The 24,538-nt window shown below is 33.4% G+C and carries 27 protein-coding genes; 13 read left to right on the top strand and 14 right to left on the bottom strand.

Annotation, left to right across the window (positions count from 1 at the left end; all coding sequences use genetic code 11):
* Positions 1-2,070, top strand: a complete 2,070-nt coding sequence (gene dcm, locus RH915_RS07110) for a DNA (cytosine-5-)-methyltransferase (RefSeq protein ID WP_310478901.1) — start codon at positions 1-3, stop codon at positions 2,068-2,070.
* Positions 2,071-2,139: 69 nt separating this feature from the next.
* Here dcm and RH915_RS07115 read toward each other — a convergent pair whose 3' ends face one another.
* The 3 genes from RH915_RS07115 to RH915_RS07125 form a co-directional block, all read right to left on the bottom strand.
* Entirely contained in the window at positions 2,140-3,750 is a 1,611-nt protein-coding gene (locus tag RH915_RS07115; RefSeq protein ID WP_310478903.1) for a hypothetical protein, read from the bottom strand.
* 39 nt (positions 3,751-3,789) lie between these two features.
* Positions 3,790-3,945 (bottom strand): helix-turn-helix domain-containing protein, encoded by a 156-nt coding sequence (locus tag RH915_RS07120; protein WP_310478905.1) that lies wholly within the window; start codon positions 3,943-3,945, stop codon positions 3,790-3,792.
* Between the two features lie 137 nt (positions 3,946-4,082).
* Positions 4,083-4,325 carry a helix-turn-helix domain-containing protein gene (locus RH915_RS07125; RefSeq protein ID WP_310478907.1) on the bottom strand — a complete coding sequence of 81 codons (243 nt, stop codon included), beginning with the start codon at positions 4,323-4,325 and terminating at the stop codon, positions 4,083-4,085.
* A gap of 368 nt (positions 4,326-4,693) precedes the next feature.
* On the opposite strand from RH915_RS07125, the gene RH915_RS07130 reads away from it, so the two are divergent.
* Positions 4,694-5,743 carry an HD-GYP domain-containing protein gene (locus tag RH915_RS07130; RefSeq protein WP_310478909.1) on the top strand — a complete coding sequence of 350 codons (1,050 nt, stop codon included), beginning with the start codon at positions 4,694-4,696 and terminating at the stop codon, positions 5,741-5,743.
* Between the two features lie 26 nt (positions 5,744-5,769).
* Here RH915_RS07130 and RH915_RS07135 read toward each other — a convergent pair whose 3' ends face one another.
* Positions 5,770-6,429, bottom strand: a complete 660-nt coding sequence (locus RH915_RS07135; RefSeq protein ID WP_310478911.1) for a TraX family protein — start codon at positions 6,427-6,429, stop codon at positions 5,770-5,772.
* 189 nt (positions 6,430-6,618) lie between these two features.
* Here RH915_RS07135 and RH915_RS07140 point away from each other — a divergent pair, with 189 nt between their 5' ends.
* From RH915_RS07140 to RH915_RS07150, 3 genes are all read left to right on the top strand, one after another.
* Entirely contained in the window at positions 6,619-7,305 is a 687-nt protein-coding gene (locus RH915_RS07140; protein ID WP_310478912.1) for a hydrolase, read from the top strand.
* 154 nt (positions 7,306-7,459) lie between these two features.
* Complete coding sequence (locus RH915_RS07145) at positions 7,460-8,449, top strand: alpha/beta fold hydrolase (RefSeq protein WP_310478913.1); 990 nt, start codon at positions 7,460-7,462, stop codon at positions 8,447-8,449.
* Entirely contained in the window at positions 8,446-9,123 is a 678-nt protein-coding gene (locus RH915_RS07150) for a hypothetical protein (protein WP_310478915.1), read from the top strand. The genes RH915_RS07145 and RH915_RS07150 overlap by 4 nt, the downstream gene beginning before the upstream one ends.
* 81 nt (positions 9,124-9,204) lie before the next feature.
* Here RH915_RS07150 and RH915_RS07155 read toward each other — a convergent pair whose 3' ends face one another.
* From RH915_RS07155 to RH915_RS07165, 3 genes are read right to left on the bottom strand one after another with little or no spacing between them, the layout of a single operon-like run.
* Entirely contained in the window at positions 9,205-10,371 is a 1,167-nt protein-coding gene (locus RH915_RS07155; RefSeq protein ID WP_310478916.1) for an ABC transporter permease, read from the bottom strand.
* The gene (locus tag RH915_RS07160) at positions 10,358-11,473 is read right to left on the bottom strand and encodes an ABC transporter permease (protein ID WP_310478918.1); all 1,116 of its coding nucleotides are present in this window, start codon (positions 11,471-11,473) and stop codon (positions 10,358-10,360) included. Before RH915_RS07160 ends, RH915_RS07155 begins: the two co-directional genes overlap by 14 nt.
* An 11-nt stretch (positions 11,474-11,484) precedes the next feature.
* Positions 11,485-12,417: an ABC transporter ATP-binding protein gene (locus RH915_RS07165; protein WP_310478920.1), complete on the bottom strand. Its 933-nt coding sequence runs from the start codon at positions 12,415-12,417 to the stop codon at positions 11,485-11,487.
* A gap of 162 nt (positions 12,418-12,579) precedes the next feature.
* Between RH915_RS07165 and RH915_RS07170 the strand changes: the two genes are divergently transcribed.
* Complete coding sequence (locus RH915_RS07170; protein WP_310478922.1) at positions 12,580-13,644, top strand: sensor histidine kinase; 1,065 nt, start codon at positions 12,580-12,582, stop codon at positions 13,642-13,644.
* Between the two features lie 30 nt (positions 13,645-13,674).
* Entirely contained in the window at positions 13,675-14,301 is a 627-nt protein-coding gene (locus RH915_RS07175; protein ID WP_310478923.1) for a response regulator transcription factor, read from the top strand.
* A 729-nt stretch (positions 14,302-15,030) separates the two neighbouring features.
* Here RH915_RS07175 and RH915_RS07180 read toward each other — a convergent pair.
* From RH915_RS07180 to RH915_RS07190, 3 genes are read right to left on the bottom strand one after another with little or no spacing between them, the layout of a single operon-like run.
* Positions 15,031-16,812: a carboxypeptidase-like regulatory domain-containing protein gene (locus RH915_RS07180; protein WP_310478924.1), complete on the bottom strand. Its 1,782-nt coding sequence runs from the start codon at positions 16,810-16,812 to the stop codon at positions 15,031-15,033.
* A gap of 15 nt (positions 16,813-16,827) precedes the next feature.
* Positions 16,828-17,172: a hypothetical protein gene (locus RH915_RS07185; RefSeq protein ID WP_310478925.1), complete on the bottom strand. Its 345-nt coding sequence runs from the start codon at positions 17,170-17,172 to the stop codon at positions 16,828-16,830.
* A gap of 1 nt (position 17,173) precedes the next feature.
* Positions 17,174-17,719: an RNA polymerase sigma factor gene (locus tag RH915_RS07190; RefSeq protein ID WP_310478926.1), complete on the bottom strand. Its 546-nt coding sequence runs from the start codon at positions 17,717-17,719 to the stop codon at positions 17,174-17,176.
* Between the two features lie 159 nt (positions 17,720-17,878).
* On the opposite strand from RH915_RS07190, the gene RH915_RS07195 reads away from it, so the two are divergent.
* Genes RH915_RS07195 through RH915_RS07205 form a run of 3 tightly spaced genes read left to right on the top strand, consistent with a single transcriptional unit; the run spans position 17,879 to position 19,803 of the window.
* The gene (locus RH915_RS07195) at positions 17,879-18,085 is read left to right on the top strand and encodes a PLDc N-terminal domain-containing protein (protein ID WP_310478927.1); all 207 of its coding nucleotides are present in this window, start codon (positions 17,879-17,881) and stop codon (positions 18,083-18,085) included.
* A gap of 34 nt (positions 18,086-18,119) precedes the next feature.
* Positions 18,120-19,046, top strand: a complete 927-nt coding sequence (locus tag RH915_RS07200; RefSeq protein WP_310478929.1) for an ABC transporter ATP-binding protein — start codon at positions 18,120-18,122, stop codon at positions 19,044-19,046.
* Positions 19,033-19,803, top strand: a complete 771-nt coding sequence (locus tag RH915_RS07205; RefSeq protein WP_310478931.1) for a hypothetical protein — start codon at positions 19,033-19,035, stop codon at positions 19,801-19,803. The genes RH915_RS07200 and RH915_RS07205 overlap by 14 nt, the downstream gene beginning before the upstream one ends.
* Before the next feature lie 89 nt (positions 19,804-19,892).
* Here the strand turns inward: RH915_RS07205 and RH915_RS07210 are convergent, their stop codons facing one another.
* The 3 genes from RH915_RS07210 to sigY are packed head-to-tail and all read right to left on the bottom strand — an operon-like array spanning position 19,893 to position 21,131.
* Entirely contained in the window at positions 19,893-20,177 is a 285-nt protein-coding gene (locus RH915_RS07210) for a zinc-ribbon domain-containing protein (protein ID WP_310478933.1), read from the bottom strand.
* Positions 20,170-20,595 carry a hypothetical protein gene (locus RH915_RS07215; RefSeq protein WP_310478935.1) on the bottom strand — a complete coding sequence of 142 codons (426 nt, stop codon included), beginning with the start codon at positions 20,593-20,595 and terminating at the stop codon, positions 20,170-20,172. Before RH915_RS07215 ends, RH915_RS07210 begins: the two co-directional genes overlap by 8 nt.
* Entirely contained in the window at positions 20,592-21,131 is a 540-nt protein-coding gene (sigY, locus tag RH915_RS07220; RefSeq protein ID WP_310478937.1) for an RNA polymerase sigma factor SigY, read from the bottom strand. The genes RH915_RS07215 and sigY overlap by 4 nt, the downstream gene beginning before the upstream one ends.
* A 174-nt stretch (positions 21,132-21,305) precedes the next feature.
* On the opposite strand from sigY, the gene RH915_RS07225 reads away from it, so the two are divergent.
* The 3 genes from RH915_RS07225 to RH915_RS07235 are packed head-to-tail and all read left to right on the top strand — an operon-like array spanning position 21,306 to position 23,504.
* Positions 21,306-21,986 (top strand): hypothetical protein, encoded by a 681-nt coding sequence (locus tag RH915_RS07225; protein ID WP_310478938.1) that lies wholly within the window; start codon positions 21,306-21,308, stop codon positions 21,984-21,986.
* Between the two features lie 18 nt (positions 21,987-22,004).
* Positions 22,005-22,997 carry a signal peptide peptidase SppA gene (sppA, locus tag RH915_RS07230; protein ID WP_310478939.1) on the top strand — a complete coding sequence of 331 codons (993 nt, stop codon included), beginning with the start codon at positions 22,005-22,007 and terminating at the stop codon, positions 22,995-22,997.
* Positions 22,998-23,504 (top strand): RDD family protein, encoded by a 507-nt coding sequence (locus tag RH915_RS07235; RefSeq protein ID WP_310478940.1) that lies wholly within the window; start codon positions 22,998-23,000, stop codon positions 23,502-23,504. It abuts the gene before it with no gap.
* 47 nt (positions 23,505-23,551) lie between these two features.
* Here RH915_RS07235 and RH915_RS07240 read toward each other — a convergent pair whose 3' ends face one another.
* Positions 23,552-24,376: a YihY/virulence factor BrkB family protein gene (locus RH915_RS07240; protein ID WP_310478941.1), complete on the bottom strand. Its 825-nt coding sequence runs from the start codon at positions 24,374-24,376 to the stop codon at positions 23,552-23,554.
* Between the last annotated feature and the right edge of the window lie 162 nt (positions 24,377-24,538).

The following is a 24,538-nucleotide window of genomic DNA, read 5'->3' on the forward strand; positions in this document are numbered from 1 at the left end:
GTGACTAGTAGATATAAAGTAGTAAGTTTATTTTCAGGAATTGGAGGTTTTGAACAAGGTTTAGATTCCTCCAAGATAGACGGTGAAGTAGTTTTCGCTTCAGAAATTGAGAAATTTGCCCAAAATTCATATTTAATTAATTATCCAAGGCATAATTTACATGGAGACATCACAAAAATTGATGAAAAAGACATACCTGAGCATGATATTTTGATGGCAGGCTTTCCTTGTCAAGCATTCAGCATTGCTGGAAAGCGAGCAGGATTTAAAGACACTAGAGGTACATTGTTTTTCGACGTAGGTAGAATTTTGCAAGAGAAAAAGCCCAAAGTGGTGTTTTTAGAAAATGTTGAAAACTTAATAAATCACGACCATTCTAATACCATAAAAACAATATTATTTACACTATATGAATTAGGCTATACTATAGATTTTACTGTAATTAACTCATCTGAAATGGGTGTGCCACAAAATAGAAATAGAACTTATATCATAGGTATTAAAGATTTCCCGGTGGAGAAATTTAATAAAGATTTTAGAAGTATCAAAATAGATAAATTGAAACAAGAACTAAATGATATGGACTTTCATAGCTTTAATTTTTTTGATACTTTAAAAGAAGTTAAATCGAATAAAGTAATTAAGGATATTTTAGAGCAGGTTGTTGATGAAAAATATTACTTTAACACTGAAAAAATATTTAAATTTTTAGATAGTGTAGAGTACTCCAATGAGTCTAAAAATAGAAAGATTATTAAGTTATTCGACTTGCCAAAAGAAGTTCACAATGATCAGGAACGTCAACGGAGGGTACATTCTGTAAATGGAATTTCTCCAACAGTCTTGGCTCGCTCGGATACAACTAAAATTTTAGTTAACACTAATCACGGCTTGAGAATAAGAAAGCTTACCCCTATTGAGAATCTAAGAATCCAAGGCTTTGATGAAGAATTTATTTGTAATCTTAAAAATGCTAAAGTCAGTGATACTCAATTGTATAAACAATCTGGAAATGCTGTAAGCCCCCCAGTTATTAGAGAGATTTTTAATCATTTATATGATTTCCTTTCGCTTCCCCCAAATAAGCCGTATGAAGAGAAATTCACATTTATAGATTTGTTTTCGGGAATCGGTGGATTTAGAATTGCTCTAGAAAGAAACGGCTGCAAATGTGTTTTTTCAAGTGAAATTGATAAATACGCTCGTGAAACATACCAGAATAATTTTGGCGAAGAACCATCAGGAGACATTTTCCAAATAACTTCAGAAATGATTCCCGAACATGATATTTTATGTGCTGGTTTCCCTTGCCAACCTTTTTCTCTAGCTGGAAGAAGACTTGGATTTGAAGATGCTCGAGGCACTTTATTTTTTGAAATTGCTAGAATAATTAAGGATAAGAGACCAAAAGCATTTATTTTAGAAAATGTGGCCGGGATAGTTAGTCACGATGGTAAAAAAACGCTAAATACTATCTTAAATATTTTGAATGAATTGAATTACAGGGTGGCATGGAAGCTACTAAACGCTAAGGATCATGGAGTTCCACAAAATAGAAACAGATGGTATTGTGTAGGGGTAGACAGTGATAAATACGGAAGTATAAATTTGGAGAAGATTTTCCCGACTAAAGAACCTCTTAATTTATTTTTGAGTGATATTATTGAGGATTCTGTAGGTACAGAATATGATATGTCAAGTATAGCTATAAATAATATGAATTTACATATTGATGAGTTTAAGAAAAAAACAGGGGATAAGATTATTGATGGTGAACCTATTATTGCAAATAATATTAGACCATCAAAAGTTTCGTTCAGCGCTAATGGTATTTCTCCTTGTCTTACAGCAAAGATGGGGACTGGTGGAAATAATGTACCTGTGATCTATGGAAAGAATAGGAAATTTACAACGGGTGAGTGTCTTCAAATAATGGGGTTTCCAAAAGATTATAAAATTAAAGAAAATTACAGTCAAACATATAAACAAATTGGAAATAGCATTGTAGTTCCAGTAATTGAACAAATTGCTAAAAACCTGGTTGATAAATTACAAAAATCTAACATATAGGTAAAATTCAATATTTAAATAAAAAGATGATGAATAATATCCAATACGATTATTATTCATCATCTTTATTTATTGTGGCTTAAAAGTGATGTAATACTTTCCTTTACTTCGGCCAGAACCATTATCAATATGATATGGAATATAAACATCATCAGAAAATGAACTATTAACAAAGACAAAGTTTATATAATACGGATCCACGAACCAACCCTTACCTGAAAAAATATTGGCTTTCAATGTCTTGTTTTTTTCAATAGTTTCTTTTATTATTTGTTTTGAAATTGTGGTAATTTCCGATAAAGCTTCATAATCATATAGATTTTTTATTTGCGCATGGAAATTCTCACTGAAAAATTTTATAAAATTATTTTCATTCATATTTAAATCCTGTGCTATATTTTTGTTTAAATGCACCTGTCTTTCTGTGCTATAAAATATAATGGCAGCAATAAAATAATCAATATCTTTTAAGTATGGTAGAAAAGCCGACTTAAAATTTGTAATTGACATCTTTGTGATAGTGTAACTAGATGAGTTTCTTCTTTTGACAGAGATACCTGAACCTGGGATTAGTCTATATTGCCCAATTTTTTCTAATAAATTTTCTGAGAGCTGGTACTCGTTTTGAAGCAATAAATTTCTATCTATTTCTGAATCAGTTTCAATTACATAATTATCTGATTTACAACTAACTTTCTTTTGAGCATTTTGTGAGTACTTTTTCCCATCTACTTTTACTAGATAATGGAAAGTAGAGTCTGAAAAGTCTAAACGTTCTTTTAAATATGACCATAATGGGAAATTTTGATTTTTATTCATAATTTTAGATAAATTAAGTTCTTCAATGTCGCCTTCCCTTGTACCATAATTAGCAGGGATATTAATTTTAGCTTCATATTTTTCAAGATCATTAGCCATGTCTCCGTATTTGAATTGTATATCTCCACGCTTTTTTTCACCAGATTCTGTGGCCTTAAGACTAGAATTATAAGCTTGATAGGACAAATTTCCACAAAGTGGTCGAGTTGTAGAAGGAGTAGTATCAACTTCTATGAAGTGTTTGATATATTCTTGTTTTGATATCCAAATTCCTGAGGTGAGGGTTCCTTTGTATAAATATTCAGCTGGTCCCGCACCTTTTCCATCAAATAAAGCTCGCAAAATAATTGCTTTTTTATTGCGAATAAAAAAGTTGTTTAAGCGTTCAAAACTTAAAGGATATTTAGAAATAAAGTCTTTAACCCCAAATCGTCCAATCACAAAGCCTTTTTCATCTTTAATAATAGGTGCAGAGCCATCTGTAGTTCCATCTGCCCAAACCATTAATCTTAAATCGTCTTTTTCTTGATTAGTAATATCAGTATTTGAATTTGCCCAATTAATAAAACTTTCTATTTTTTCCTGATGAACGCTATTTCCAGATCCCATTTTTACGCTAACACCGACACGGTGATTATTTATTTTAATAAAAATGTCTTCCTTGACTTGACCTTTCACCTTTTCTGAAAAGACAACTTCATTTTCTTTAATTTGAATATTTTCGTGATAACAAATATACTCGACAAATTTTTTTAAGTTAGTCGGTAGTTGTGAGATTTTTTTCTTATTTATCGCATAAGCTAATAGTGCTTCATTCTTAAATCCATGTGGGTTAGATCCTACAACTCTAATCATTTCCATTAGTTCTCTCCTTTACATAAGATAATATTATGCATTATTTTACTTACGAACAGTTTCAACAATGTCGTTCAAGTCACAATCTAAAGCATTACAAATTCTAATCAGCACATCAGTGTTAATATTCTGCCTCTTACCTAATTTAGCAATTGAAGCAGAGCTAAGCCCTGTAATTTTAAGAAGATCTTGCTTAGTCACACCACATCAATCAATAACTTCCAACCATGACTTTATTTCACGTTATCGGGAGTTGAAAAATAGCTCTATTTAAGTTGTAAATGCAGGATTTAAATATTCTAATAAAAGTTACAATATCGGAACTAGGGTTGGAAAACCTAATCATAATGATCGGTCTCCTCATTGAAAACAAATAATTTAAATATTTTGACTTCTAAAGCACTAGCAATTTTTTTTATGTTATCTAGTGAAATACTTCTACATCCTCTTTCAACATCACTTATGTAGGTTCTATGTAACCCAGAGAGTTCAGCTAATTTTTCTTGAGAAATTCCTTTATCATATCTATATTTTCTAACATTAGATCCAAATAAAATTTTAATATTATAATTTTCCATCATGATTTTTTTACCTCCAATTTAAATTGTATAACTGTTGTAGGAAATAAGTCTACATACAATAAGTGACATGTCAGGGATAAACCGAGACAGTGACTTTTCTACACATATATGTAAAAAAGTTAATTTAAATATGTATATTAAGATATAAGATATAGTTACAGACCTTAAACAATGAATTAAATTATATTATACAGTACAAAAAAGCGAGATAGTAGCAACAAGTTACTATCTCGCTTTTCAATTCACTATCTCTCACTTATCCACGCAAATAAATTTTACATAAAAAAGTGTACTTGTTGTCTCTAAATTTTAATAGGATATAACAAGCTGAAATTTATGTGTATGAAACGAAAGAAAGGTGGGGGAGAATGAATAGGTTAAATGTATCTGCTCTGTTAGAGGGTATGGTTGTTTCGGAGCCGGTTATTTGTCCAAGTACGAATGAAGTGCTTTTAGGTCAGGGGACTAAATTAACGGATTTTAGGATTAAAGGGATTAGAAAAAGGGGCATTAAAGTTGTATCTGTTGTTGACCGGTTTACTTTGTCTGTTGATCCTATTGATTCAATAAGAAAGGAATTAAAGAAACTGCTGTTAGATGAGATTACTAGATTGGCACCGGATATTGTTGAAGGAAATACATCTAACAGAATGGCAGATGTGTCTAGGCGAGTGAGAAAAATTGCGCAACGGATTACAACGAATGATAAAATCCTTGAATTTTGTGCGGAGATGAAAATAATAGATAATGACTTTTTGTATAAACACAGCGTAGCTACTTGTGTAATGTCATTATTGGTTGAGGGAGCCATGGATTTAAAAGAAAGTGAGATCTATAACGTTGGCATAGCTGGATTACTACATGATGTCGGCTTAAGAGAGACGCCTTATTTACTGAATGGTAAAAAACGAAATAAACAAGAAGAAAGTGCTTGGGGGCAGCATCCTACATATGGCTACTATATAACAAGAGAAGTTGGTATGGGCGAGGATATAACGAATATGATTTTATCCCATCATGAAAATTGGAATGGTAGTGGATACCCTAATGGTTTAGAAGGAAAGGATATCCCCTTAGGGGCACGTATTATTTCTGTTTGCGAAAATTATGACCGATTAATTAGACTTGAAAAATATCCTCATCATCAGGCCATTGAGTTTTTATATGGCGGCGGAAATTATTATTTTGATGCAAAAGTAACTTGTGTATTCACTGAAAATTTATCTGTATACCCCTTAGGTTCTTTAGTTCGACTTTCTACCGGTGAAGTTGGTGTTGTCGTTAATGTAAGAAAGAATTTAGGTCCAAGACCAATTGTTCGAATTTATTATAATCGTGTAAATAGACCTTTAGCTCAGCCAAAGGATATCGATCTTGGTCGGGAAAGAACTGTTTTTATTAATGAGGTCTTAAAATAGGTTGATTAAATAATCAGGTAAGTACTTTAAGAAAAAAACAACCTCTCCACTATTAATAACACCGTAATATGCACAGGATAAAAGGCATAGAAGAAATATCTACTTAATCTTATTTTAATTTTGAAGTCGGTATAAAATAGCGGCAATGCAAAAATGGCGTACATTTGGATGTAATGATTAATGTCTATACAATAGAGTAATGTAAGTCCGGTAAAGCTTAAAATGGTTTTGTTTTGATCCTCGTAAAATATGTAAAACAATAAAATCATTAAAACACCATAGAGTTCGTAGTCGAAGTAAATAATAAAATAAGTAAATAAAGGAATGGAGAGGAACAGTAACATCAATAAACCTCTCCTATTTTTTTCGTATAGATATATTGCTAGAATCCCTATGAGTAAAGTAAAAAAGATGTTTAGACCTCGTCCAAAAAAAGTGAAGGGTATTTGTGAAACTACTGCAAATAGGCTAAGTCTTAGGACATATTTTTTTAGGTTAGCCGTATTTTTATAGCCAATGACAAGGTGATATGCAAAAATAGGAAAAGCGATTCTACCTATTATTCTAAATATAATGATGTCGGGAAATAAAAGGGCACCGATATGATCGATAAGCATTGTGATGATTGCAATTAATTTGAGTATATCGGTTCTATTATCTGTGTTATGGGGTTGGGCTGTATCCATAAAAATGATTCTCCTTAGTACATAGTTATTAAAGTATTTTTCTACATTTATTGTAATTATAACCTAAAAGCAATCATTAATCATGTTGGATTGGTCATGATATCCTCCCTTTGTTTATTATTTTTCTGGTGGGGTAAAAATGATGTAAAATAACAGACTTTAATGGTCTATGTAATAAAAAGGGAGATGATGAAGGTGGGCAAAGTGATTCCGGAAGTGGAAGTAGAGATTAGAGGAAGAATTGTTGAAATGCCCAAGGTTATATATAGCGCCAGTGGCATCAAGATTTTAGGGACCCGGATTAAGTCTTTGCTATTTTCTACTGATGTGGCAGTTATTGAAAACAATAATGCTGATGCAGTTATTGCGGTTTATCCTTTTACGCCACAGCTATCTATAACAGAGGCTATTTTAGATGTGGCATCCGTACCGGTATTTTGTGGTGTTGGTGGTGGTGTTACTACTGGGCATCGTTCTGCGGATATTGCCCTACAGGCGGAGTTAAAAGGAGCCTATGGAGTAGTAGTTAATGCACCGATTGATCAGGAGACTGTTAAGGATATTAGGGACAAAATTGATATTCCAATTGTACTGACAGTGGTGTCGGAACACGATAATTATCGTGAGAAAATTGAGGCTGGAGTTAAAATATTGAATGTGTCCGGTGGGGCAGATACAGCAAAGATTGTAAAAAAGATACGCAAGTCTTATCCAGATTTTCCGATTATTGCTACCGGAGGGCCAACGGATGAAAGCATTGCAGAAACCATTGAAGCTGGTGCAAATGCGATTACCTATACACCGCCTACCGGTGGGGAGATTTTTAGTGAAGTGATGGTAGCCTATAGGGAAGAAAAGGATGCAGAAAGCGGTTAGGGGTATATTAATTTAATTTTTAACTAAAAAATAGCTTGTATACAAAATATTGTCATACCATTAAAGGATTGTGCATATATATTGTCAAAATATAAAAGCACATAGTAATACCATTTAAAGTTAAAGTGCTTTATTCATGTAAAGGGGGAGGACCATGGCAACATATCGGTTCAAAAATGGAGAAATCAATTATGACTTTGTTGGAAAACCAGGACAACCAACCATTGTCTTTATTAATGGTTTGACACAACGTATACAGCATTGGAAATACTATCGGGATCATCTCAATGGTCTGGGCTATAATGTTTTACTTTTTGATTTAATGGGACAAGGTGCTTCGACTAAGCCGACATTATTTATTGATTTCAGAGATAACCAAAAAGTGCTATCTGGATTACTAGATCATTTAAACTTAGATAAGGTCTATATTGCCGGCGTATCTTTTGGTGGTGTTGTTACCCTTCGTTTTGCCATTGAGTATCCAGAAAGAACGAAGGGAATTCTTCCTATGAGTACTTTTAGTGAAATGGACACTCTACTATATACAAAGGGGACAACTCTTTTTGAAGGGATGGTTAAGGCCGGATTTGAGTACTTAATCAAACTGTTTACGATGTTTAATTTTTCAGCCGACTGGATGGACAAGAATCAAGAAAAATTACCAACTTTAGTAAGGTCTAGCTTTTCTTATAATGATCTATATGGTATTCAAAACATGATGGAGTCTTTGAATAACTTTAAAGGGTTTACACCGGATTTAAAGGATATAAAAGCACCAACTTTAATTATGAATGGAGAATACGATTATTTAACACCCCGTAGTTGTCATGAAACCTTGAGAAAACATATTAAAAATTCTAGGCTGTTACTTATGCAGCATGTGTGCCATGCTTTTACAATTGAAATACCTGAAATTACTTGTAGAATGATCGATTACTTTATTAAAGCAGTTGAGGGGGAAAATTGGGAAGGGGACCAATCTGTGTGGATTGCAACGGACGATCCGGAGTCTGAAAAGCTGATGTATCCTTGTGAAGGAGATTATTTAAGGGCAATTCCTGTGCCGAAGGTAATAGAGGAAGATGAGGAAGCAGATGAGGAAGTAAATGAGGAAAATATTCAGAAAGAAGGGGAAGCGGGATGATTACGATTCAGGATACGGGAGAAAAATATAGGAAGATAAAAGAACAAAGTGAGCAATATTTTGCAAATCATGTATTAACTGAGGATGACCAAACATTGATTACCTTATTTTTATCTGGGATAAAAGCTGCCAATGTATTGGTGTTATCTAAGATAGAATTTCAGCCTATGGATTGGGACCCTTACCGAAAAATGCATCAACAGTATTTTAAAGATAGTGAATTATATGCGCTATTAATGAAAGCGACCCAGTGGAGTTTAAATCCTCAGGTGTATTTAAAGGGCAATGAGTTTAACTATAAAATATGGTCAAAAGCTAACTTGCCGACATATATGATGAGTATGTTTGATAAGGATACTTGGTTTTTTCGATATTTAGCCTTAAGTCATGCTTTTAAAACGGAAATAAGATTTATTTCTTTGTTTCCAGAAACCATGGCATTTGATACGCCGTTTCTTTCAACCCTATATGATATAGAGGTTGAAAATGGGCGAGAAATACAAACCCAAATGGCGCTATTAAAACAGTTAGAGGTGCCGAACATGACTTCAGAAGATAAAGAAAGAATTGTTTTAGAGCAAAGAGAGATTGTAATAGAGCATTTTTCAAGTTTTCTAGAGTATTTTGTTAATAGAAAAGATAATTCAAGCTTAATTGATTTTAATATAGTATAAGTAATTAAGTAATTACTAGAGAAAAGCAGTTCATATAAATCGAACTGCTTTTCTCTGTTTTCTTTTAAATATGTTTTTGTATTAATGTGAAAGTCGTTTTTGTTTAATGACAACTAGTGCGATGGCTAATAAAGCAACTGCGAAAGCTAACTGAACGAGTATGCCATAAATAATTGGTTGTAGTGATGATTGTGTAATGCTAGTAAGGTTTCCAATTGCGTCGTTAACCCTTACATACCAGGATATTGGATTGAATATGCCGATGATTCTTAGCTGGTCACTTAGAAACGCTTGAGGTACAAAGGATCCACCTAAAAAGGATAATCCAAGGGATAAACAGTTTCCAATTGGGTCTATTGAATTTTTTGTTGCGAAGCTTGAAACAAGGAAGCTTATACTTAAACAAATAATGGTTAGGACAAACGTATTCACGATAAATAAAAATGAACCAGTTTGGCCAAAGGTACCCTCGTTGATTCTAAATCCTAACACAACAAAGATTAACCAAATAACAAAAGCTAAAGATAAGTTACTTAAAACGAGCTGTAAATTATAGTTTTTAATACTTACAGGTGCGCAATAATTACGCATTTTAATTTCTTTATTATTGAAGATCAACATAATTCGTCCTACCATGGATATTAGCATTGCAAGTAATATATAGGAAAAAAAGTTAAAATAACCGTTTAAATTTGCCATGCCATTGCCATTAGCAACTGCTCTATCAAGGAAAGAGACGTCTGCTTCTTTTGAGATATCCTTAAGAACCATTTCATGGATCTCTTCTACAGGCATTTCTGGATTAGCTGAAATATATAACCTTGCTGTGTTTAAATAACTATCAATAATTGTTTTTGCATAGGCTGAACTTGTTGAATCAGGCACGGCCATCGTAGTAATTTTTTGATGTTCCGAGGTTGCAAAACTATCTTGAAATCCTTCAGGAATAGTAACAATAAATTGTGTCTGTCGGAAAAAAAGTGCATCTTTAATGCTTTCTTCATCGTTTTCAATTTCTACTGGCTTTCCAATGCTGTTAATATAACTTTCCAGTCCATTAGCTAATGGGGACTGATCTTCGTTTATAATAGAGACACTAACCTCGGAAAGTTCAAATGCATCCTCCACCTGAGGCATTCCGCTCCTTGAAAAAAAGATTGATAGGCCAACAAATATTACTGTATAGACCATAAAAACACCTAGAAATTTTCGTGGTACAATTTTATAAAAAGCTTTAAATGCTTGCATATTTTTGCCTCCTTAAAACCAGGATTGAAATCGCACAAAAGATTATGCCGAGACTACCTAGCAGGGTAAGATTAAAGAAATATCTTTCATAAGTGTCATAATAGTAAAGCGCATAAAGTCCGTCAGTAATAAGGTTTGCAGGATTAATATAGCCTAAAATTGGGGCTTTTTCCTGAATGATATATTTTATCTGTAAAACCATTAATCCAGATAAAAAGCACATTACCATAATAATATTGGATACAACCATATCTTTAACTTCGGTTTTAAATCTAGTAAGGCACCCAAACATTGCACCAAACATGGTGCCTGTAAAACAACCGACTAGGCATAGTAGAACGATGTAAAGGACTTGATCGCCAAAATTAACATTTAATATCTGTGTAAGGTAAATGAGTAAAATAACTGTAGACATAAACTGAAAGAGGATTGTAGCAGGGATCATGGATAAAAAAGCCTTTAGTTTATGTGTCGGTGCAACATTAATTCTTGCAGCTAGTTGGGTTTGGTCTGCTTGAATAAGGGCAGTGGCAAAACATCCAGCAACCGCTGAAAATAAGCAGGTCATCGCTATAAGTGCATAATAGTGTACCACCAGCATATCTAAAGAATTATTTACAGGCACTTCCTCTGTAAAGCCTTGGCTAAAATCTAGATCCTCAAGGAAACCTGTTTGAATTAGTTGCGGATTTCCTTCTATAATATTATAAATAGTTGTAGATATTTGAACGTAATTATCTAAAAATACTTTTGCAATAGATTGGTTAAGACCAGTATTTAATATAACAAGTTCCAGTCCATCTGTATATTTTAGATATCCTGTAATTTCACTTTCCGATAATTGCTCCTTTGCGTCTGCTTCTGTCATGTGAGATAGGGTAAAAAGATTACTTTCCTCCATGGCCTGTTCTAGTCCTTCTGGCATTGTATGATCAGTGGTTATGGCAATCTCAACTTTTTCAAAGCCTTCAATAGCAGAGAGGTTTGTAAATGCTAAATTAAAAAATGTAGCTAAAATAAGGGGGAAGCAAAGCATCCAAAATAAAGCCATTTTATCTTTAATAAGGGATTTAAAACTATATTTAAAAATGTGAAATGACATAGTATACCTCCTTAATCTCTTAATTCTTTTCCTGTTATTTCAAGGAATACATCGTTTAGTGTTGGTAATTCTGAGTAAATTTTACCGTAGCTAATATCGTTTTCTGCAATATAGTGCATAATATTCACAAGGTTACTTGCACCACTTTTTTGTTTAACGGTTAAAATATTTTCCTTTAATTCAACATCGGTTACATTAGGAATTTCACGGATTTTACTTAAATGATCTTCACTTATATTAAAGGTTTCTACAACGATTTTCTCTCCGAGGGAGATCATGCCTTTTACTTCTTCTTTTGTTCCGGTTGCAATAACCTTTCCTTTATCTAAAATAGCAAGTCTTGAACAAAGCTGCTCAATTTCCTCCATATAATGAGAAGTGTAAATGATTGTTGAACCCTGTTCGTTTAGTTTTTTAATGCCTTCAAGAATGTTATTTCTACTTTGAGGGTCAACGGCAACTGTTGGCTCATCTAATATTATTAACTTTGGTTTGTGAGCAATACCACAGGCAATGTTGAGTCTTCTTAAAAGGCCGCCACTTAATTTTGGGGGATAGAACTTAACAAAGTCTTTTAATGCTACAAATTCGATAGCTTCTTCCACTAGCTCTTTACGTTTTTTCTTATCCGTTACATAAAGCCCACAAAAGTAATCGATGTTTTCGTAGACAGTGAGTTCGTCGAATACCGCTACATTTTGCATTACGATTCCAATGTCTCTTTTAATGTCGTAAGCCGATGGTTTCATCTCTTTACCAAAGATCTTGATGGAACCTTTGTCAAATTTCAATAGGGATAATAGACAATTTATTGCTGTTGTTTTTCCAGAACCATTTGGTCCAAGCAAACCAAAAATTTCACCTTCTTTAATTTCAATGTTTAAATGATCAAGTGCAATTAGATCTCCATATCGTTTTACTAAATTATCAATTTTTACTATCATGTTATCCTCTCCTCTCTTTATAGTCTTATTGTATTAAAATTTTTTGCAGTTAGTCAGTGTTAATTGTCATAACTTTAACATGACAAATGTCATAAAACCATATATTGCTAATAGTCCATGTTCTGATATAATGAAATAAAAATAACGCAAGTGGGGATGCTTATGGGCAATATTTTAAATAAGATTATTATTTTTTTTGGCACAACTGGTGTGCTTTTGCTTGAATTTACGCCTTATCAAGGAATTATTGCTATGGCGGTAGCAATAGGGATTAGTGGATTATTAGAATATTTCAATAACGACAAATTGGCTAAAACTTTATTTATAGCTTATTTAATCACTTCGGTATTTTATTGTCCGTTTGTATTCTTTTTACCTTTAATCGGTTATGATTTATTAAAAACAAAACACCAATGGATCATACTACTAGGGTTAATTCCATTTGGATTACATTTAAACGAACTATCTTCATGGACTATTGGGATTTTATTAGTTGTGGGTAGTATTGTATTTCTTTTAAAAGTACAGGCCACTAATGAAAAAAAGCTTAGGGATGATTATATTCGTCAAAGAGATTACTTGACGGAGCTGTCTATTTCTTTAGAAAAAAAGATCAATGAGCTGGTTACTAAACAAGATGCAGAGCTGAATCTTGCAACATTAAACGAAAGAAATAGAATCGCACGGGAAATACACGACAATGTGGGGCATCTGCTTTCAAGCTCTATTTTACAAATAGGTGCCATTACCGCTGTAAGTAAGGAAGAAAACACGGTAAAAAGCCTTGAAGTCGTAAAAGATACTTTAAATGAGGGAATGAATTCCATAAGAAGAAGCGTTCATGACCTTCACGATCACTCTATTGACCTCTATGAAGAGATTAATAAGTTAATTAAAAACTTTACATTTTGTGAGGCAAAATTAAATTACGAAGTCACTGGGGATATGCCAGCAAAAGCAAAATACGCGATTATTGCAATCGTCAAGGAGGCTTTATCAAATGTTATGAAGCATTCTAATGCGGATCATGTCTCCATAAGTTTATATGAACATCCTAAGCTTTTTCAGTTAATTATTTATGATAATGGTAATAAGCATGGGGATATAGAAAGCTTTAAAGGAATGGGTCTTGAGAGTATTAAGCAGCGGGTAGGATCACTAAAGGGAATCGTCAATTTTGATCAGTCTAGAGGATTTAAAATATTTATTTCATTTATGAAACCATAACGTTTAATCTTAGATGGAGGTAGGGATTATATGAAAATAGTAATTGTAGACGATGATGTCCTCGTCTCATCATCATTAAAAACGATTATAGAAGCGAATGAGGGTTTTGAAGTGTTGGCAGTAGGAAGTAGTGGGGAAGAGGGGATAAACCTTTATAAAGCCCATCAACCGGATATTCTATTAATGGATATTAGAATGGGCGGCATGAGTGGACTAGAAGCAGCAGAGGAAGTATTAAATAGTTACCCCAAGGCAAAAATTCTTTTTTTAACTACTTTTGCAGATGATGAGTATATCATTACGGCTCTAAAGATCGGCGCTAAAGGATACATTTTAAAACAGCATTACAACAGCATTATACCAGCACTAAATGCGGTTTATTCTGGACAAAATGTTTTCGGTGAGGAAATCATTAATAAGTTACCGTCAGTTATGTCCAATAAGACAAGTAAAAAAGATTATCATGACTATGGGATTTTAGAAAAGGAATTTGAGATTATTTCTTTGGTTTCTAAAGGGCTTTCAAACAAAGAGATTGCAAAGGAACTATTTTTAAGTGAAGGAACAGTAAGAAACTACATAAGCATAATTTTAGAAAAGCTTGAATTAAGAGATCGGACCCAGCTTGCTATATTTTATTTTAATCATTTAGTATAAGGGGAAGGAAGGGTTTAGGTTTAATAGCTTACTTATTTAAAGGAGAGAAAAAGGGCTGTTGTAGTTCAAAGGACGAAGGGGAGCAAAGGTCATAATAAAATCAATAGAAAAAAGGATGCACTTGAGTTTCTCTAGCTCATCCTTTTTTGATTGATCGCATCTAATAGTTTAGTTTATTCTTTAGTTTTCTTAGACAATTTTATTATTTCTCAATACTATTTGATTTTATAAATAAGGAAATCGATCTACCTAGGTTAACTCCGATAAAAGATAAAAGAGTATAGGCTGGAACATAGATCCAGGCAGTTAAATTATAATAAATAAATAGAGTGGGTAAAAAGAGAGCACCTATTGTTAATGAGAAAATAATACTTGTGTTATTTTTAAGAGCATATATCAGTGAAATGAAAAAGCTTGTAATTGGAAATATAAAAATAAGTTGTATAACTAAGGCATCTTTTGTTTTTGGTAATAAAGGAGAAATATAGAAAATAATTATACATAGTAATAGATAAGGTATCATTTTTTTTGGTCGGTCCATGGGTATCCTCCTTAAAATATTAAAACAGATCGTAGTATATACCATATTATACTATTATATCACTGCTTTTACCAGTTTATTAGATAATAGATAATGAAATAGAAACTATATATTAATAATTATTGTCAGAGAACAGAAAACTTCAGGCTAGCTAAAGCTTATCCTGAAGTTTTTGTTGTTTCTAGCTATCAACTTTGTTTTTTAAGGTCTTCAATAATGTATAAAAGTGCCGGGTTTTTGGTAATCTCATAAAGTCTTTCATAATATTTTATTGCTTTGTTTAAATCTGCATAGGGATAAAGATCTTCATCTCCATAGGTAAAACCGTAGAGCTTTGCTAGCTGGGTTAGGGCATAAACATCATTAGGGTTTTCACTTAAATCCGATTCATAAGCTTCAATTGCTTTTAGAAATTTCTTTTGCAGAATATATTGGTCACCCATTCTTAAGGCTCTGTCTTCAAAATGAAAGTCCGTATTTTGACTTTTCATATAGCCTAGTGAAGAGCTTAGAATATGACCATCTTCATCGTGGGCAGCAATGCCCCAAAAGTATTTGCCTTTTGGGTGGGTAAAGCCTAAAAATAAATCCGGGTCAGGACCATCTTCTTCAAAGGCCATAATGCTTGATGACAGGGTAGTTAGCTCTTCAATCGTTAGTGTAGCTTCGTTAGTAAAGAATTTGTAATCTGAATAACGTCTTGAGTAGGTGCCATTTTTACTATAAGTACCTAACTCCAAAGTATAGTAGGCTGCATCTTCAAAGGGCTCCCAACTAAAATGAATACTGTCCCCAGTTATCTTTTTATTATTTAGTGGTGATAAAGGAGTGATGGTATCTACTAGTTCAAAGGCTAGATGTTGGTTTTCATTTTCTTTAACTTCAATATCCGGTCCTGGAAGCAATCCCCCTTTTAGTACTACATCACCAACCTCTGGTACATCAAGTACAAAACCTAAGCTATATCTACCGGGAGGCAAATTATTAAAAGAAAACTTACCATGATCATCACTAATAGACCAAAGGTTTTCCCCTGAAACAGGAGTGAAAATCCTCATGTTTTGGTGTTTTTGCGGTTGTAAAAATACGTTAACGCCTTTAAATACATCTTCTCTGAGGGTGATTTGTCCTGTTATGCTCCCATTATATAATTGGGTATCTGAAAGATTTTCGATTTTATCATATATTTTTTCCAGTTCTACTTCGGTATATCGTTTTGTGGTGCCATCTTCTTGCCCAATATAATGGGTATCAAATTCTCTTATTTCCTCTAACGCATTAATTGCTTCAGTATAATAGTGCAGGGCCTTTTCTTCATGGTTCACAATAGCATATAGATCACCTAGGGTTTCATAGATTTTTACATTTTGTGAATCATTTTCTACATAAAAGCTTAGAAATTTGATTGCCTCCTCATAAAAACCTTTTCCCTTTAGGAATGTAACGGATTCTAACAGTAAAGTGGGATCGTTATAAGCAGTAGAATCATCGGATAAGTATTCATAGTGGTTTTCCATAAGGGAATATGCCGCCTCAACATTATTGTCATTAATTTCTCTTCTAATCTGATGTAGGGCCAGTTGTGTCATGGCACGATTACCTTCAAAAGTGTTTGGAAACCTTTCTGCCAATGCTTCGTAGTAAGGTACGGATTTTTCACTTATTAGCCCCTGACTTAATAATGCATTTCCGGGACCATAGCCAACAGATGAAATTATCAACAAGTTCTTCGTCGTGGTAAGTTGTGCTGCCCTTTCTAAAGCCTGGGCTGTTTTCCCATGGTTAGGAAAGTACTGATTCATTCTATCATAGTATACGGTTGCAGCAATTGTATTGCCTTTATATTCATGCCTTTCAGCTATGGCAAACATGGCAAATGGTAAAAACACATAGGTTAGAAGTAGGCATGCGAGGGATATACCCACAAAGCCAAGTAGATGTTTAACTTTTATTCTAATTTTTTTCTTCAAAAGTTTCACCTCCAATTAATTATTTAAATGCGATGTATTTTCGTAACTTATGAATTGATGATAATTTTCTATAATCTCAAATTCAGGTTCCGGTAACTCACCAGGCAAAATAAAGGTGCTTAAGGTCATTGTTGATACAAAGATTAAAATTACAGCAAAAGCAGAAAGGGGCAACAGGGGGAGCGTAATTTCTCGCTCAAGAAATTTAGACCAAGCAGACTGTTTTTTACACTGTTGGGGGATACTTAATAACTTATTTTTAAATGAATCGTCTACATGTATTGAAGCAACAGATGCTTCAAATGTTTCTTTAATTAAACGATTAAATTGTTCGTCCTTAAGGTTTTGTTTATTATTCATTTCAATAGGCACCCCTTTCCTGTAATAATTTTTTCATATGCTCACGTCCTCTTTGAAGCCGTGATTTTATTCCCGATTCACTAATTTCTAAAACTTTGGCAATGTCTTTTACTTTCATTTCTTCATAATAGTGTAGATAAAGGACGTCTTTATATTTTAGAGGTAAGGACATTAATAAGGTTTTAATATGTTTTTCTCTTTCCGTTAAGTTTAGTGCCTCATCAGGAGAAGGAGAAGGATCTTTTAAGGAAAGCTTATCTAATATAAAAAGACTTTTAAATTTATTTCGACGAATAACATTTTTTGACTTATTAATGGTTACCCGGGTGACCCAAGTCTTTAGGGTACTATCGCCCCGGATGTTGTTTATATTCTGATACAGTGCTAAAAAGCTTTCCTGCACAATGTCCTCAGCCAGCTGTTTGTCTCCTAGGATAACATAGGCAATCCTGAGGAGCTGATTACTATAAGTTTCTACAAAGGCATTAAATGCTAAATCCGATTGATCTTTTAAAAGCTTCGTTATTTCCTCCTCAGAATAGCCCATGCTATCACATCCTCTCTTACCTATTAGACACATAAGTAAAGTAATGGTCTCATAAATTTTAAATTTTAACAAATTATTTTTAAAAATATAATGAACTTTTTGATGAGCCAAGACGTTAAAGTTATAAAAAGAATAATAAAAAATATTGGAGGGGTAAAAATGTTTAATGATTTAAGTACAATGCAAATAATTATGTTGTTGATGCCAGTAATTCTTTTAGAGTTAGGATTAAAAGCATTTTGTATCGTATCAATTTTAAAACATGGGGTTCAGAATTTAACAAAAGCAACTTGGATTGCAATTATAATTGTATTTTCTCTTATTGGTCCAGTATCATTTTTAATTTTTGGTCACAAAAAATATTAGAGAAGCGTTAATTATATTTTTAGGAGATGAGAACATGATTGAAGTAAAAGGTTTGTATAAAAACTATGGCCAGCATCAAGTATTGAAAGGGATAGACTTTCATGTAAAAAAAGGTGAAATCTATGGTTTTCTGGGTCAAAATGGGGCTGGTAAATCAACAACAATGAATATATTAACTGGATTGATTGATTCAACTAAAGGGGAAATATTAATCGATCAAAAAGATATGAAAAAAAATCATCAGCAAATTATGGAGATGATTGGGTATCTACCTGAAGATCCTCAGTTTTATACTTATATGAAAGGTAGAGAATATCTATCCTATATAGGTAAAATAAGCGGTTATTCTAAAGGAGAAATAGAAAAGCGCAATGATGAGTTATTAGAACTAGTTGGTTTGAAAGAAGGGGCAAAAAGAAGGATTGGTGGTTATTCTCGAGGAATGCGCCAGCGATTAGGTTTAGCTGTTGCTGTATACAACCAACCAAAAATTTTATTTTTAGATGAACCCTCATCTGCATTAGACCCGGAGGGCAGACGAGAAATATTAGATATCATTTATTCTTTAAAGGATGCGAAGACAACTATTTTTCTATCCACCCATATTTTAAGTGATGTGGAGAAAACCTGTGATCGCATTGGCATATTACATGGAGGAAAAATGGTGCTAGAAGAAGATTTAGAAACCTTGATGGAGGAGTACGTTTTACCAATCTATGAGATAGAATTTGATGAAAACTGTGAACAAGTTAAGGGTGCGCTATTAGAAAATTGGTGGGTAGAAAAGGTTGAAACGAAGGGTCGATTTTTGAGTGTTTTTATAAAAGATCGGAAGCAGGCGAAAGAAAACTTATTAAAAGTGATTACAGGTTTAGAGGTGCCGGTACTTTCATATCGAGCTAAAAAAACAAGTCTAGAAGATATCTTCATAAAGGCGGTGAAAAAACATGAAAATATTTAATGCACATTTAGCAAAAGAGTTTTTCGAGGGGATAAAAACCTTTAAATTTTTAATTATTGGTATTTCCTTTCTTATATTCGCGATTATGGAACCGATTATGTATAAGCTACTTCCTTATATGTTAGAGGGTGAAGGTATTGATCCTGCACTGTTAGAAATGATGGATACCACCCAACAAGGGTTGCTCCGTAACTATATGGGGAGTTTGACGCAGATCGGCATGATTATTGTTACTTTGGGACTAATGAGTATCATGGCCAATGAGATTCAAAAAAAGCAATTAATTCTTCCTATTTCAAAGGGAGTTAAAATAAAAAATGTCGTACTTTCTAAGTTTTTACTTTACAGCATCGTATTATGTTTAGTGATCAACATATGTTTTATGGTAAATGTCTTTTACACTGGCATTTTATTTGGAACAAGTGATTTAGCAATCGCTGAAATTTTAATGAGTGGTTCTTTATTTTCACTATACTTTATATTTGCCCTGAGCTTGTTAATATTTTTAATTAGTTTAACGAAAAAAGGCGTTGCTGGGGCTATAGCTACTTTGGTGATTACCTTTATATTAATACCTTTACTAGCAAATTTCAGTGACTTAGTAAAATTTCTGCCACAAAATCTTATTTCTCAAGCAGGGCTGTTTGAATTATCCATGAGCAATGATCTATTTATTACACTCATTAGTACTGTTGTGATGATCGGACTATTTGTATTTGGTACAATCAAGCGAGTAGAAAACATGGAGATTGCATAGAGAGAAAAAGGCTAAAGAAACTAGAAACGTTTCTTTAGCCTTTTATTTTGATTCAAGTTTATGGACTTGCCTTTAAATTAGATAGCAGATTAATTCTTTTCGTTTATTTTAGAACCACATTGTGAACAGAATGTGGATTTCATTTCTATATATTTCTCACAGTGGGGACAAGTTTGTTTTTTCATGATAACTCTAGTGGTCACTAGGTAAATAATAAGACTAGAGGGAACATTTATCATGCCGAAAAATCCCCAGATCCATTTAGGTTCCCCACGCTTTGATGCATCATAAAACATCCATGTTGCCTGAATTAAAAGTAGTGTTATGATTAAAATTCCCAATGTAACTGGAATTTCTGATAATTCTTCAATCATTCAAATCACATCCTTTTTGATAACGGTGCTTTGCGATAAAGGGTACAATGATCGGTAAAACAAATGTACTTGTCAATTGAAACAAAATAATCTCTTTTTGATAGCCTTGGGTAAAAAGCCAACCAATGAAAGCAAATATGGAAATCGCAATTGCAACGAATAGACCTAATTCTTTTCGGTTTTTTCTTTTATTAATAATTGCTTCCCCTTGGGCTGTGGCCTGTCGAATTTTACTATATGCTATTTCAACATCTAGAGGTGGTTGATCTAATTGTTTTTTTGTATCTATTAATTTTGACCAATAAAGATCACACTCTGGGCAGTGATCAAGATGTTCCTGAATAGATGCTGTAAGTTCTGATTCGTCATAAAGTATATCGATTAACTGACTTTGATAGGTTTTACATTGTGGGTTCACTTAACAGCCCTCCCTTCAAGCATTTGTTGTAGCTGATTAATGGCATTGTGCAACCTAGATCTAACTGTACCAATTGGACACTTTTCTATTTCTGCAATTTCTTTATAGGAGTAACCATAATAATGTTTTAAAATAAAAACACTTCGTTTTTCCTCGGATAGTAAACGTAAATGTTGCTTTATTTTTTCAAATTCTATTTTGTTAATTACCTTTTCTTCAAGATTCGAATCCAGATCAACATTATTAAGCGTAGGGTTCTCTTGAGGGACAATTCGCTTATCTTTCCGTAATTTATCAACATATATATTTTTTCCAATGGCAATTAACCAAGTGGAAAATTTTCCTGTTGGTTTATACTTTTGTATATTTAGCATCGCTTTTAGAAGGGTATCTTGAGTCAGATCATCGGCAAGATCTTCTTTTAAGGTCATTTTGATCATATATCCCTTTAAAATTGCATAATTTTGTTGGAGTAGGCGTTCTAAAGCAGCCCGGTCCCCTTTTTGAGCCATGGCCACTAAAATATGTTCTTCCATCACAACAGCTCCTATAAATATAACGAATAAAAAGAAAAAAAGTTCAAATTATTTATATAAAGTATAACATGGAAGTAATTGTAAGGATAGGTAATTAAGAAATCTTAGAAGAAATATTCAAAATATGTTACAATGATATAGTAAAAATTTCCTATTGGGGCAGGGTGATAGAATATGCGGGAAGATGTTTTAGACTTAGATGAAAATTTTGGTGGGGGGTATTTCTCATTAATTTTGGAAGGGATATTGGCATTGTTGGTCAGTAGTACTAGTATAGCTGCTATTATTATTGTACTTCCTTCAGCAAATATTTTAAATAGAATTAAATCAAAAAAACACCAGATACAAGTGATGGATGAAATAAAAGAAAGGCCAACTTTGGTTATTCAAGGAGAAGGGGAAAACAAGAAAAGGATGCAAGGGGCACTATTGAAGCTCATAGGATTATTGTTTTCTGTTTCATTGTTTGTACTCCCCTTCGTAACTGAAGCACTTGAAAATAATACGCAAGAAACCGTTTTTCGAGCTGTAGTTTTTGGGGCTTGGATGGTTTGTTATGCATTGAATAGAAGTGATGGATTTAAAGATATCCCAACTATTTTGTATGATGATGGTATTTTACTAAAAGACCAGTTTGTTTATTGGGAGCGAGTGGATGAATATATGTGGGTAGAGCCGACTGTAAGAAAGAATGGCCCCCACACATTGCAGTTAAAGGTAGACAAAAAAAGTAGCTTATTAGGTTTTGGTGATACCGTGGAAATTAAAGCTTGGCCTATGCAAAAAGAGGAAATAGAAAATGTATTAGCTAAATATGATGTTAAAAACAAGTCAAAATCTAAGACAGATAACTAAAATTTAAGGAGGTTGGATATGAACACAAAAAGATGGGTGGCTGTCGGTGTATCCGTATTTTTATTTATGGTGTCCCTAATGGCTAGTGGGGAATCAAGAGGACTATTTTCAAACCGGTGGGATGTAGGAACAGGGGAAGTAGTTGTGAAAAGTGGGGATCATCAAAATCGGATTGCGGTATTAGAAGTCAATGGCGCCATTGCTGATACAGGTGCAGGCTTCTTGTGGAATGAAGGATATAATCATACTCAATTTTTAAGTAATTTAGATAAGATAAAAGAAGATCCTACAATTAGAGGAATTATTCTAAAAGTCAACTCTCCAGGAGGTGGCGTATACGAAAGTGCCCAAATTAGAGATAAGATGCTAGAGCTAAGAGGGGAAACTGAGTTACCTATATATGTTTCAATGGGTAATATGGCTGCAAGTGGTGGCTATTACATATCCGCCGATGCAGATAAGATTTTTGCAGGGCAAGAGACAATAACAGGATCTATTGGTGTAGTAATGTCTAGTTTGAATTTTGCTGGATTAATGGAGCAATATGGCATTACGGATAATACGATTAAAAGTGGTGAGTACAAAGATATTGGTTCAATATCTAGAGCCATGACGGAGGATGAGCAGAATGTGCTACAAGGACTAATTGATAACAGCTATGATCGTTTTGTTGATGTGATCGTAAAAGGTAGAGGAATGAGTGAAGAAAGAGTAAAACAGCTGGCAGATGGTAGGATTTATGATGGGATGCAAGCAAAAGAAGTAGGCTTAATAGATGAGATTGGTTATTTTGATGATGTTGTAAAGGCACTAGAGACTGACCTGGCCTTAGATACCCCAGAGGTGTTTGCCTATAAACACGGAAACCGTTCTTTCTTTGATATGTTAGATTATAGAATGACCTCATTTATTAAAAAAGAAGCAAATCCATTAGAAAAGATCGGTAGTATGATTCATTTATATGATAACGGGAATACACCAAGACTTATGTATTTATACGGAGGATTTTAAATGAAAAAAACAATTAATACAAATTTATATCATCAGTATCCTAACTTTTTTTATGCTGGCTTTTGGATGAGAGGCTTTGCTTATATTGTTGATATGATTGTGGTTGGAAGTCTTCAAAGAATCTTATTGAATCCATTGTTTACAATCATACCTTTAAATAATAGGATTTTAGGTTTTACTCCTGAATTTGTTTTACAAGCAATTATTTTCTACGCGTACTTTATTTTAATGACGAAGCTCAATAAGGGGCAGACCCTAGGGAAAATGGTTTTCGGATTAAGGGTTGTTTGCTTCAAAGAAGAATCTTTAACATGGTATACGGTAATTATTAGAGAATTGTTTGGACGATATTTGCTTAGAACATATTTCTTCTTGTATATTACCCTACCCTTTACGAAAAAAAAGCAACATGTAGCCGATTTATTAACGGATACTTCAGTAGTGACTGAAAATGTGTTGTTAGCAAGTCAGATGAGTTTTCGGGTGCCACCTAGAAGTGTAAACTAACTCAAGACAAAAAAGATTAGCTCCTTAATAACAAGGAACTAATCTTTTTATTTTCTGTACAAAGTTGTATAAGCGGAGTTAATTTCTGCGCCTAGTAGCGTAATGATGCTACTAATATAAAGCCATAATAGAAGGGCAATCATACCACCAATACTGCCATATACTCGGGCAAAGTTTCCAAAATTATTTACGTAAAATGAAAACCCTAATGAGGCAATAATCCAGCCCATGGTTGAAAAGAACGTTCCTAATAAAATATCTCGAAATTTTAATCTATGGTTAGGACCCCAGCGATACAAGGCGGCAAAGGTTGCAAATAGAGTAATGATTGGGATAATATAGCGGGCCAATGCCCATATCCGGTTGAATATATCTGTCATCCAAACTGATGAAAAAAGCAAGTCACCGATCACCTGACCAAAAACCAGTAATCCTAAAGAAAATAAAATAACAAAAGCCAAACATAGCGTAAATATAATGCCTATGCCTTTAGTTTTCCAAAATGGCCGATCTTCTTCAACTCTGTAAGCCTTGTTCATAGCACGAATGACAGAGGCTGTACCTTTAGACGAAGTCCAAATTGCTGCGATCACACCAATCGACAATAGTGTGGCGTTTCCAGCACGTACTGTTTCATTAATGATATCGATGACCATTTTGTAGGCTTGGTCTGGTAAAATTAGGGATAGTTGCTCCAGCATTGCTTGGTCTGTTAAAGGGGTATAGTTTAATAAAGTAATGAGGAACATCAAAAAAGGAAAAAAAGCAAGTAAAAGGTAATAGCTTATTTGCGCTGCTAATGCAGTTACCTCATTTTGTTGTACTTGTTTAATTAAGTGAAGCATAAATGTTTTAGGTTTATTTGAGATCATCATAAATAACTCCTTTAATAATACTATTGTATGAAATCTATATGATATTTAAGCATACTTTAATAACTTATACCCTTTAACCATTAATATAATCCTTAATCCTTTATAAAGACAAGTCATTCGTACACTTACTTATGTTTTGTACAATTTTTATTGGGTATG

This window comes from Serpentinicella sp. ANB-PHB4 (genome assembly GCF_031432315.1).
Taxonomy (GTDB): Bacteria; Bacillota; Clostridia; order Peptostreptococcales; family Natronincolaceae; genus Serpentinicella.